The sequence below is a fragment of the Priestia sp. KCTC 13724 genome, from assembly GCF_056820425.1.
In genome coordinates, this window is sequence record NZ_JBXDLD010000045.1 from 71,284 (window position 1) to 81,133 (window position 9,850).

Below are 9,850 nucleotides of genomic sequence, written 5' to 3' on the forward strand. Positions count from 1 at the left end.
ACATTGCCAACCGTATTTCTGCATGGTACGCTGCACAAACTTGTGGTTAATCTTCATGGTTCGCTTGAGTACAGCTGTGATCTTCCGATAGCCATATCGAAACTTGTGTGCACGACATTGTTCACCCACTTGCTGTTCCATCCATTTCTTTCGTGTATCCTGTTGACTATGCTGCTTCCAACGGTAGTAAGTGGACCGAGGAATACCAAGATGGAAACAGATTTGATAAATAGGGATTTGTTCTTTTAACTCTTCCACTAGGTTCACTGCGATTTCTGGTACCACTTCCTTTCCAATTCCTTGTACTTTTTTAAAATCTCGATTTGTTGCTTTAATTGTCGGTTCTCAGTCTTTAACTTAGCTATCTCGTTTTCAAAATCAGGACCTTTTCCATAGGCATATTGCTTGCCTACTGGCTGTTCCAACCGGTGTACATCCCCATTTTGATACCACTTCATCCATGTTTTTAATTGGGTAGGATTCCGAATGTTTAGTTGTGATAAGACTTCTTTTACAGGTACACCGGCTAACCCCATTTCAATCGCTTTTAACTTTATTTCGACTGGATAACTGACTCTTGTTCCCATAGAAAAAACACCTCCAAGTGATTGTTAGGTACTACATACCCAGTTTTCAACTTAAAGGTGTTTTTTATTTGTCTCACTTTATGGGGTCAGTCCCGGTAGGACTGAGGGTTTTTCTATTATGCATATTAAAGTCCTTAATTCATATATTATAAATGCTTTTTTAATAATGATAAAGAAGGAGAAAGGGATATGAAATATTCTGAAGAAAACTTAGGGAAATTATTTGGAGTAAATACCAGAGCAAGGCATAAAAATGAAGGGGAAGGTTTAGACCAATACTTCATAAGTCCCATCATACATAGGCAGATACAAGGGGATAAAATATATGTCCCATTAAATCTAGACAGGGTTTGGAATCGGCTGAGTTAAAAAAAGATATACACAATTATAAAGCTAATAATATAAAGCTTTAGGAGAGAAGGAAAGTAGCGTAATACCAAATATTGATTTTTTTGAGATGAGTCTTCGTATGACTGCTTCTTTTTTTGTATGTTAAAGAATAATGATAAGAATATATTTATCTCCGAAGTAACAAACTAATGAATGTTGAAAATATTGCATGAATTTCTCTGAAGGTACCTCTTGATTTCGTTCGAGGGTATCTTTGTTTTTGTTCTTTGCTTAGTATTTTTTCTCTAAATGCATATATTCTCCAAATAAGTTGAAAAATAAGATGGATTGGTGATAAAAGGAATACGGATATATCTAAAAAAAACTTAGATTGGAAATGCGACATATTAGTCTTATTCGGGATATTCTTTGCGGTTCGTTTTATCTACACCAAAGAATTATACATACAGATAAACGGATATACGATAAACACGCTGGGTCTACTCATAGAAATGATTGTATTTGTTGGAATATGTCGATGGATAAGAAAACTAACATTCATCTAAGGGGTTATTTCAACCCTTTTATATCTCTCATTTTTTGTAGGGTTATTGTCTAAAAGTCAAAAAAGCTCATTTATTTCGCAAAGTTTTGTAAAATGTATGTAATGTTTGCTATTATGTTACATAATTTAGCATAGTAACGTGGAGAAAAAAGGTTTTGGACTATGGCTGATGAACAAGAGATTTTCTTGTTTATTAAAGAGCTCGGTCGTTTACTGAATGATTACAAAAAATGTGGAGAAGTACCTTTTAGACAAGAAATTTATAGAGATATCTTACTTTTAAGTGATGCTATTAATTATGATAATGATGACAATTCTAGCGAGGTTGAGCTGAATAGAAAAACAAATTCTCGGGTTTAGTAGAAACCCGGGGTTTTTTTATTTCTTAGAACGCCGATTTTAGTGCGACAAGAAATCGCATCCTCGCAGTGTAACTTACTGTACCTCCCTAGAGGATCTGCCCACATCTCAGACTGTAGGTATTGTGGAAACTGGTTGGTATATTGCGGTTGATAATAAGGCGTGTGGCAAAAATATAAATGAGTCATTTCTAACTCTCTTTCTTGTTAGTCGTCACATCCAATCTTATACTATGCTCCACGAATGTCCTAGGATCTAGCATTTGCCTACATATCTAAAGCGAACATGGCTTATTTGGATTTTACTTATACTAAGAGAGTGTATAAGTGAGCAACTAAAAAAACTTAGTCCGAAATCGGACTAAGACTTGTGCTTAAGAAGTGCCTTTTTGAATCTACCCAGAACGAGTTGTACGGTTGGTTGTCTGTAACATTTTATTTCCCCGCCCTCTTGCCATTCCATAAGTGGTAACAGCTCCAACTCCTAATCCTAGTAACGAAAACATCATGCCTCTGTTGTTACGTCTATTCCCAAACATCCATCTATTATTGCGGCCAAAATTGGATAGGGAAGCGAACCAGCGTAAGTTGTTCATTTTTTAGGCACCTCTTTGCTATTTGTTTAGAAGGAAAGGTCCTTCTAACGTTTTTATTTTTTGAGAATTTTATTTAAGCATACTGGAAAAATAATGCCATCTTTATTATAGGTGGATTACGTTGCAAAAGAACCGACCTCTAATTTTTTAAAATAGACACCACTTTGTCAATAGCTTCTTGTAACTTTTGACTATTTTTACTATACATATCTTGGGCTTCCTTTGATTCTGTTCCAAGCGCGAACAACTCTAAGTCCGCCTGACATTCTTTCATGGTCGAAAGGATTAAAGGCTTTTCCTGAGGGGACGGAAGTTGAAGCTTATCATCAAAAAGGTCAACGGTTAATTGACCATAAGAATCCACCTGCCCAAGAAAGACATTTTCAATGGTAACTCCTTGTTTTTCAAGTTCGGTTTTTAACCACCTCCGGTTTCGACCAATCGTGGACAGCGGTTCATCCAATATTTCGCCGTCCATAATGACAGTCTGGGGTTCCTTCACCGGGGCAACCACCACGCCTAAATCCTTCGCGGTTAACGGCTGGTTTTCTTTCTTTAACAATACGCTTAAATCGCCGGTTGGCTCTAATACCGCAAATTCCACATCAGCCACCTGAAAGACATCCTTCTTTCGAAGTAACTCCAACAACTCATCGGTTGTGTATCGTTCCTTTTTTAAATTATCTTCCATGATTTTTCCATCTTTGATGAAAACAGACCCTTTTCCTTCTACAAAGTCGCGAAAAGTTTTGCTCTTCAGGGAAATCAAACCTACTAAAAAGGGGACTCCCCCAAAAATCGCCATTCCGGTTATCCCGTAAAAAATGTTTCGCTCAAGCCCCATGGCCACTTCGGCTCCTATGCCGCCGATGGTAATACCGGTGACATATTCAAAGAAGGAAAGCTCGGACAGCTGCTTTTTACCTAACCATTTTGTAATGAAAAAAAGAGCAACTAAAAGCACGAGTGATCGTACCACTATATCTAACCAATCAGCCACTGCTTAACACCTCCTGCAAAAGAATAATGAATCTTAAAATCCTTTATATTGGAATTCTTCTCGTTCCAATTTTCCAACCCGTGTTTTTAAATCTGTCACCACTTCGCTCACTACCATCATTGTTTCATGCAACGTACGTTTTGTTTCGTGGTCTTGTGTCCGTAACGCTAAACTAGATAAACTAGCTTCTATGCCTTTAAGACTGGCAAGACATTGTTTCACATCTGATGCTACGGTCATCCTGCATCCTCCTTATCCTTTTGGTTTAAAAAGCAAGGCCCCAACCATTCCGAAAATAATGGCAGCTGAAATACCGGCACTGGTTACTTCAAACATCCCCGAAATGACACCGACTAAGCCGTGTTTTTCGGCTTCGGCCATGGCTCCGTGTACAAGAGAGTTCCCAAAACTTGTAATCGGAACTGTGGCTCCTGCTCCAGCAAAATCGATAAACGGTTCGTATAAACCAAATCCATCCAGAAGGGCCCCAATCACAACGAGCGTACTTAATGTATGTGCCGGCGTAAGCTTAAACACATCAAACATAATCTGGCCAATGACGCAAATTAAACCGCCTGTCACAAAAGCCCAAAAAAAGATCATGATTATTGTTCACCCCCGTATTCGATCGACACCGCATGGGCGATACAAGGAATCGTTTCATTTTGCTGAAAGCTTAACGGGGACAACAAAGCACCTGTCGCTACCACCAGCATTCGTTTGAATTCACCTTTTTTCATACGATTTAACAAATGACCATACACCACCGTGGCTGAACAACCTGGTCCACTGGCTCCTGCCAGAACCGGCTGTCCTTCCCGATAAATCATAAGCCCGCAGTCCTGATATTGTTCTTCCCGTATAGGGGTTCCATGTTTTTTAAATAAATCAAGGGACACTTCGTGCCCAATCTGACCAAGATCTCCCGTTACAATCAAATCATAGTAGGAGGGATCAAGATTTCGTTCGGTTAAATGAGCTTCAATTGTATCGACGGCAGCCGGAGCCATCGCTCCTCCCATATTAAACGGATCGGTCATCCCCATGTCAATGACTCGACCAATCGTGGCAGATGTGACACGCGGACCCTCACCGGATTGACTTAACAAAGCGACTCCAGCACCTGTCACCGTCCATTGTGCGGTAGGTGGCTTCTGTCCACCGTATTCGGTCGGATAACGAAACTGTTTCTCAACGGCTGCGTTATGACTAGAAGTCCCGGTTAACAAATAATTGGCCCCTTTTGTATTGACAATATAGGCACCAAGGGCCAGTCCCTCCATCGAGGTAGAACAGGCACCAAACAAACCAAGATAAGGGGCCCCCAGTGTTCGGCAAGCGAAACTCGTGGGTGTAATCTGATTAATAAGGTCTCCTCCTAGGAAAAACTGAATTTGCTCCTTTTGAAGACCGGCTTTTTCCATTGCTCTTTGACAGGCCTCTTCTAAAAGGATCTTGTTGGCTTTTTCATAGGAATCCTGTTTCAGCCATAAATCGGAATGGAGAAGATCAAAATCTTCTGCCAGTAATCCTTTTGCTTCAAATGGCCCGCCGACTGTGCCAGTGGAAATAATGACCGGCTTTTGATCAAAGACCCATGTGCGGTGACCTGTCAACATTACAAACCACCCCACTGTATCAGAATCGTTTTAATCGTAGCAATCACAAAAGCGGAAAAGACGCCGAACAAAATTACGGAGCCAGCTAATTTAAACATATTTCCACCTACCCCTAACACAAATCCTTCGGTTCGATGTTCAATGGCTGCTGATATGACGGCGTTTCCAAACCCGGTAACCGGAACAGCTGAGCCTGCCCCTCCAAATTGGGCGAGTCGATCATAAATACCGAAACCTGTCAGAAGCATAGAGATGAATATTAACGTTCCCACCGTTGGATTCCCAGCTGTCTGATCTGTAAAATCAAAATAATAAATATAAAACATTTGAATAGCCTGTCCAATTAGACAAATAATTCCACCTGTTATAAAAGCTTTTATACAATTTTTAAATACAGGTCTTTTTATTTCATGTTGTTTTTGAACATCCTGATATTCCTGTTGTACAGGTGTTAATGTTTTCTTTTGATTATTCGACATAACTACCTTCCTTTGTTAGGCTTTTTCCTTCATAAGCTTCTTAATGGTGTTGAATTCTTTCTTTAATGTCTTCTTGTTCGTATGATTTTTTTGTAGTTTTTGTTCTAATTGACGGAGTTCTAAATACATCTTTTGATCAGTTGAAACCAAGACTTTATAATCTGGATACGTTTTTTCTAAGTCTGATTTCACTTCCTTTTCGATTTTCTTCAGTCGAAATCGATCAAATTGGTCGACTTTTATCGCCAATAACAGCTCCTTATCAGTATTCACTGCTTTAACATCTGAAACTTCTTCCTTTTTGATCACTTTTTCCTTGGCTTGATTGGCAACTGATTGATTGATTGGTTTGTTTGCCGTTACCTTTACGATATTTGCATTATCATTGTTATTAGCAAACGGATTCTGATTTCCGGTACATCCCGAGCCAAATCCGATAACAGTTAGTAAAAAGAGACAAATATTTAATGTCTTCATCTTATATTTCATCGAATCACCTGTCCGTTTCTATTCCTAAATGAAAGTCTAAAAAAAGGTTGGTTGACCTAACCAACCTTTTTGTCTCATTATGATTGTTTGTATTGAGGTTCTTCTTGTTCAATTTCTTGGAGACGCGGAGTGATACTGTCAACAATGGATTGTGTTTGTTGAGCAGCTTGTTGATAAAGCTGTTTCGCTTGCTTGTTTTCAGTTCCTAAAGCAAAAGTCTCAAAACTTGCTTGTGCACTTTTTAATCCTGCTAACGTTTGTTTTACTTGAGCTCCTACTGTCATAGATGTTACCTCCTTAGGTGTAATTGTTACATCTATAGAATGAGGAGGAGGGGTTCTTTTTATGTTTTTTAAATAAATCCATTTCATCCAAAAAGATATTTAGATACATTTCGTTTTCTCTGAGGAAGGCGAATGATTCCTGAGGAGTAATGAAACCAAAGGGCTTTTCCTTTGTTAAAGAGAGAGGGGAGGGATGGATATGTAGACATAAAAACAGTTTTAGAAATGAAATGATTTATTTTTTATACAGCGTGTTTTCACATTTATGTGACAAAATAGTAGTTGTATTTTTATGGATAAATGCTAAAAATGAGGTAAGAACATGTTCATTTTTGTTGGGAAGTTAATTCTGCTTTTTGGTTTGGTGATTACGGCAATGCGCTGTATGGGAAAAACTGTGTTGGCTCAACTGACTCCGCCTGACCTTGCTGCCATTGTGTTTCTCGTCACGTTATCCGTCAGTCCTCTTAAAGGCAATGGGATTGAACAGGCCATTGTAGGGATCATTACCGTCGTCGTCATGTACCTGTTTTTTTCTAAATTAAGTCTTTTTCGCTGGTTAAATCGGTTGTTCATAGGCCATCCGAGTATTTTAATCAAACATGGGAAAATCTCAAAAAAAGAATTGCGAAAAACTCGCTTTTCTCTTGTGGAGCTATTGTCAGCCATTCGGGCTGCAGGATATCCCAATATAAACGATCTCGATTACGTGATTCTCGAACCAAATGGAGATCTCAGCATATTGCCGAACCAAGCTGTTGTCAATTTAACGCCCAAACATTTAAATATCGAAACAGACTATCAAGGATTGCCGATTGCTGTCATCGTTGAAGGGAAAATCCAACATAAAAATTTAAGGTTAATTCAGAAGGATGCAAACTGGCTTCAAGAAGAGTTAGCGAACAAAGGATTTCACCAACTCCATAACATCTTTTATGCGGCTGTTAGTGATAAAGATCATTCTTTAATCATTGACACTGGCAATCAGAATACTTGATTTACATAGTAGATATTTGTGTTAGTCCAGTATCAACGAAGCTGTTGCTGGTTCTGTCAAAGAGCAGCCTGTGAAATAAGTGAATGCGTGTAAGCAAAATAGATATAATAAGGCCCCTGCAGCATTATCAGTTACAGGGGCTAAACGCAAGGTATATTTGTTATTGTGATTGCTGAGTCTGCATGACACTTTGCACTTGGCTGACTGCTGTTTGGGCTTGTGCAATTTCATTAGCAGCTTGTTTAACTGCCTCTAGAGCCAATGTTGGATCTGAAGAACATTTCTCAATGGCTTGATTGAGTAAATTTTGTGTAAGAGTCACATTTGCTTTCGCTTGATTTAATTGATTGATATCAACTTGTTGTTTCGTTTCAGGCATTAGTATCGCTCCTTTTTAACTTTTGAACTACTTGTATATCTTTACCTAGCTTAGTTTTTTTATAATCGAAAAAAATTCCAGATATAATAATCAAAATGATCTTTCTTTAAAATCTGGTATTAAAACTTTATATACATAAAACCGGCTTTTTTATGCATCATCCAGGTTTCTTCAGAAGCCGAAAACATTGATTCACCAAGGCTGTATAAAATCGCGCATAAACGATAAATGTAGACGTGTTGAAACCTCTTGGGAGCCAAGTGATTTTGTTGTGGTTAAATTCCTATAGTTGGCGTTATGGTAACTAATTAAGACAAATTAGTTATGTGAGGTTCTAAGAAATGTATGAATTTAAACATGAGGCACAAAGAAGAGAAAAAATCTTTAAAGTGTACCTAGTTTTATTTTTTTGACCGCATTAGCGAACTTATATAGCCTTTTTATCGATTATGGAGTAGATACAATATCTCAAGTCCGAGCTATAAGGCTTAATGACAGGGTTCTTGCTCTAGAACGCAAAGTAAATGTGGAGAAATAATAAAATACGCCTTATTAGTTTATTTCTCCTAGTTTTCTTCGATTTATTGCCCTATATAGAGAACCTTGAGATATTCCGGTTGCTGAGACTATCTCTTTAACAGAATATTCTTTACTATCATACATCCGAAGTGCAACAGTGAGCTTTTCTTTATCTAGCTTGGGTCTACCTAATGTTTTTCCACGCTTTTTACTTGCTTCGAGTCCTTCCTTTACTCTCTCAGCAATAAGATTTCTTTCTAATTCAGCAATTACGCACATCATTTGGAACATCGCTTTGCCTGTAGAGGTTCTTGTATCCATATTTTCCTTTAAAGAAATGAATTGCACTCCGGTCTCTTCCAACTGTTGAATAATGTTGAGGATATCCAATGTTTTACGTCCTAAACGGGAGATACTCTCCACTACAACTGTATCGCCATTCCTGAGCATATCAAAAAGTTGATGAAGACCTTTTCGATCTTTAATAGTACCAGTAAACTTCTCTTTTACTATTTTTTCACAACCGTATTCAGTAAGAATACTAATTTGACGATCTAAGTTTTGGTCAATAGTAGAAACACGCGCATAACCAATAATCATATGTAACCTCCAGTAAACTTGTATATTTTCATTTTACTAGAGGTAACTTTGTTGTAAAGGTATTTGGTAATCTTTTTTGTAATTATTTTTGGTAAACGATTATCCTAATAAAATCAAAGGCAAGTGAAGCAGTAATCCATCGTTACAAAAATACTGGTTTTTGGTAAATCTAGTTGAGTAAAAAAAGTTGTTTAATTTAGTGTTTAAAATTTATGTGTGCTTGAAGGTGATTAAATAACCTCTCAAACACGTTAGTTATTCAAGAAAAGGGCCATATAGTTGAATAAAGGAATTTTTTTGTAACATAATTTTTTGTTCTAAACAACTATTTGTTGAATGATCTGCATTTTTCAACGAAAGGATGAGCTTCTAACCGTTAAAAGTAAACATATTCAGCTTGTGGTGCATATACTGGATTGATCCTTTATATAGGGGAGTAAATAAGATATCTAATCCTCTATTCTTCAGAACATAAACTTTAAATTTAGGGGGAGATTAGTATTGCAAACGCACAGCAAACAATGGTTAGTATTCCATTCCCATCAGTATGGGGTATCCATGCTGTTATAGCTGGTAAACCAATCGTTTGGGGCGTACTCAACATTAACTCTATTACAGATAACAGGGTAATTGGTACGGTTAATTTTCGTGGTACACCTATTCCAATTAATGGATCTTGGGATGAAAATACCAAATAAATAAGATTTGATTCACCTTATGCCACATTTTCTGGAAATTTATCCATATTTGATGATTCACAGATTAGAATTCGACATTTTATTTTAAATGGGAGGCTTATTATGAAACCTCCTTCTTTACAAGCAGGCGAATACGGAACATGGATTGCTACAACAGATAGAGCTCTTACCGGATATCCCGTAATTAGTGGTACCTTACCCCCTGTTGGAGTCTTTTTAACATCGAATATACTTAGTCAGCTACAGCAGAATAATGTAAGATTTTAGGTTTAAATGAAATAAATGTAAAATGAACCTCCCTTTTTGTTTTTCGATACATCTTCAACATTAAATTTGCTATGACAAAACA

The 9,850-nt window shown here is 37.5% G+C and carries 14 protein-coding genes and 1 pseudogene; 4 read left to right on the forward strand and 11 right to left on the reverse strand.

Translation table 11 applies throughout. The annotated features are described in order from the left end of the window. A pseudogene (locus AC1UFB_RS06945) lies at window positions 1-587 on the reverse strand (IS3 family transposase); the annotation flags it as partial. 189 nt (window positions 588-776) lie between these two features. Here AC1UFB_RS06945 and AC1UFB_RS06950 point away from each other — a divergent pair. Continuing rightward, window positions 777-956, forward strand: a complete 180-nt coding sequence (locus AC1UFB_RS06950) for a hypothetical protein (protein WP_100346584.1) — start codon at window positions 777-779, stop codon at window positions 954-956. A 688-nt stretch (window positions 957-1,644) separates the two neighbouring features. Continuing rightward, complete coding sequence (locus tag AC1UFB_RS06955) at window positions 1,645-1,842, forward strand: hypothetical protein (RefSeq protein ID WP_100346585.1); 198 nt, start codon at window positions 1,645-1,647, stop codon at window positions 1,840-1,842. A gap of 394 nt (window positions 1,843-2,236) precedes the next feature. Here the strand turns inward: AC1UFB_RS06955 and AC1UFB_RS06960 are convergent, their stop codons facing one another. The 8 genes from AC1UFB_RS06960 to AC1UFB_RS06995 form a co-directional block, all read right to left on the reverse strand. After that, on the reverse strand, window positions 2,237-2,437 hold the full coding sequence (locus AC1UFB_RS06960; protein WP_100346586.1) for a hypothetical protein: 201 nt from the start codon (window positions 2,435-2,437) through the stop codon (window positions 2,237-2,239). 139 nt (window positions 2,438-2,576) lie between these two features. After that, window positions 2,577-3,437 carry a DUF421 domain-containing protein gene (locus AC1UFB_RS06965; RefSeq protein WP_100346587.1) on the reverse strand — a complete coding sequence of 287 codons (861 nt, stop codon included), beginning with the start codon at window positions 3,435-3,437 and terminating at the stop codon, window positions 2,577-2,579. Window positions 3,438-3,470: 33 nt separating this feature from the next. Further along, the gene (locus tag AC1UFB_RS06970) at window positions 3,471-3,677 is read right to left on the reverse strand and encodes a DUF1657 domain-containing protein (RefSeq protein WP_100346588.1); all 207 of its coding nucleotides are present in this window, start codon (window positions 3,675-3,677) and stop codon (window positions 3,471-3,473) included. Between the two features lie 12 nt (window positions 3,678-3,689). Beyond that, entirely contained in the window at window positions 3,690-4,040 is a 351-nt protein-coding gene (spoVAE, locus tag AC1UFB_RS06975; RefSeq protein ID WP_100346589.1) for a stage V sporulation protein AE, read from the reverse strand. A 2-nt stretch (window positions 4,041-4,042) separates the two neighbouring features. Continuing rightward, window positions 4,043-5,056: a stage V sporulation protein AD gene (gene spoVAD, locus AC1UFB_RS06980; protein WP_100346590.1), complete on the reverse strand. Its 1,014-nt coding sequence runs from the start codon at window positions 5,054-5,056 to the stop codon at window positions 4,043-4,045. Next, window positions 5,056-5,535 (reverse strand): stage V sporulation protein AC, encoded by a 480-nt coding sequence (spoVAC, locus tag AC1UFB_RS06985; RefSeq protein ID WP_100346591.1) that lies wholly within the window; start codon window positions 5,533-5,535, stop codon window positions 5,056-5,058. The genes spoVAD and spoVAC overlap by 1 nt, the downstream gene beginning before the upstream one ends. Window positions 5,536-5,550: 15 nt before the next feature. Beyond that, on the reverse strand, window positions 5,551-6,024 hold the full coding sequence (locus AC1UFB_RS06990) for a YhcN/YlaJ family sporulation lipoprotein (RefSeq protein WP_100346592.1): 474 nt from the start codon (window positions 6,022-6,024) through the stop codon (window positions 5,551-5,553). Window positions 6,025-6,101: 77 nt separating this feature from the next. Beyond that, window positions 6,102-6,308 (reverse strand): DUF1657 domain-containing protein, encoded by a 207-nt coding sequence (locus AC1UFB_RS06995; RefSeq protein ID WP_100346593.1) that lies wholly within the window; start codon window positions 6,306-6,308, stop codon window positions 6,102-6,104. 322 nt (window positions 6,309-6,630) lie between these two features. Here AC1UFB_RS06995 and AC1UFB_RS07000 point away from each other — a divergent pair, with 322 nt between their 5' ends. Continuing rightward, window positions 6,631-7,305 (forward strand): DUF421 domain-containing protein, encoded by a 675-nt coding sequence (locus AC1UFB_RS07000; RefSeq protein ID WP_482588859.1) that lies wholly within the window; start codon window positions 6,631-6,633, stop codon window positions 7,303-7,305. 160 nt (window positions 7,306-7,465) lie between these two features. Here AC1UFB_RS07000 and AC1UFB_RS07005 read toward each other — a convergent pair whose 3' ends face one another. After that, window positions 7,466-7,684 (reverse strand): hypothetical protein, encoded by a 219-nt coding sequence (locus AC1UFB_RS07005; protein WP_328101086.1) that lies wholly within the window; start codon window positions 7,682-7,684, stop codon window positions 7,466-7,468. A 552-nt stretch (window positions 7,685-8,236) separates the two neighbouring features. After that, on the reverse strand, window positions 8,237-8,803 hold the full coding sequence (locus AC1UFB_RS07010) for a recombinase family protein (protein ID WP_100346595.1): 567 nt from the start codon (window positions 8,801-8,803) through the stop codon (window positions 8,237-8,239). A 521-nt stretch (window positions 8,804-9,324) separates the two neighbouring features. On the opposite strand from AC1UFB_RS07010, the gene AC1UFB_RS07015 reads away from it, so the two are divergent. Next, window positions 9,325-9,501 carry a hypothetical protein gene (locus AC1UFB_RS07015; protein ID WP_326046618.1) on the forward strand — a complete coding sequence of 59 codons (177 nt, stop codon included), beginning with the start codon at window positions 9,325-9,327 and terminating at the stop codon, window positions 9,499-9,501. Window positions 9,502-9,850: the final 349 nt, after the last annotated feature.

Bases quoted from the DNA above. Each gene is read 5' to 3' on its own strand.
- AC1UFB_RS07010 (WP_100346595.1), bottom strand. From the start codon at position 8,803: ATGATTATTGGTTATGCGCGTGTTTCTACTATTGACCAAAACTTAGAT.
- AC1UFB_RS06950 (WP_100346584.1), top strand. From the start codon at position 777: ATGAAATATTCTGAAGAAAACTTAGGGAAATTATTTGGAGTAAATACC.
- AC1UFB_RS06990 (WP_100346592.1), bottom strand. From the start codon at position 6,024: ATGAAATATAAGATGAAGACATTAAATATTTGTCTCTTTTTACTAACT.
- AC1UFB_RS06955 (WP_100346585.1), top strand. From the start codon at position 1,645: ATGGCTGATGAACAAGAGATTTTCTTGTTTATTAAAGAGCTCGGTCGT.
- spoVAE (WP_100346589.1), bottom strand. From the start codon at position 4,040: ATGATCTTTTTTTGGGCTTTTGTGACAGGCGGTTTAATTTGCGTCATT.
- AC1UFB_RS06960 (WP_100346586.1), bottom strand. From the start codon at position 2,437: ATGAACAACTTACGCTGGTTCGCTTCCCTATCCAATTTTGGCCGCAAT.
- spoVAC (WP_100346591.1), bottom strand. From the start codon at position 5,535: ATGTCGAATAATCAAAAGAAAACATTAACACCTGTACAACAGGAATAT.
- AC1UFB_RS07005 (WP_328101086.1), bottom strand. From the start codon at position 7,684: ATGCCTGAAACGAAACAACAAGTTGATATCAATCAATTAAATCAAGCG.
- spoVAD (WP_100346590.1), bottom strand. From the start codon at position 5,056: ATGTTGACAGGTCACCGCACATGGGTCTTTGATCAAAAGCCGGTCATT.
- AC1UFB_RS07015 (WP_326046618.1), top strand. From the start codon at position 9,325: ATGGTTAGTATTCCATTCCCATCAGTATGGGGTATCCATGCTGTTATA.
- AC1UFB_RS06995 (WP_100346593.1), bottom strand. From the start codon at position 6,308: ATGACAGTAGGAGCTCAAGTAAAACAAACGTTAGCAGGATTAAAAAGT.
- AC1UFB_RS07000 (WP_482588859.1), top strand. From the start codon at position 6,631: ATGTTCATTTTTGTTGGGAAGTTAATTCTGCTTTTTGGTTTGGTGATT.
- AC1UFB_RS06970 (WP_100346588.1), bottom strand. From the start codon at position 3,677: ATGACCGTAGCATCAGATGTGAAACAATGTCTTGCCAGTCTTAAAGGC.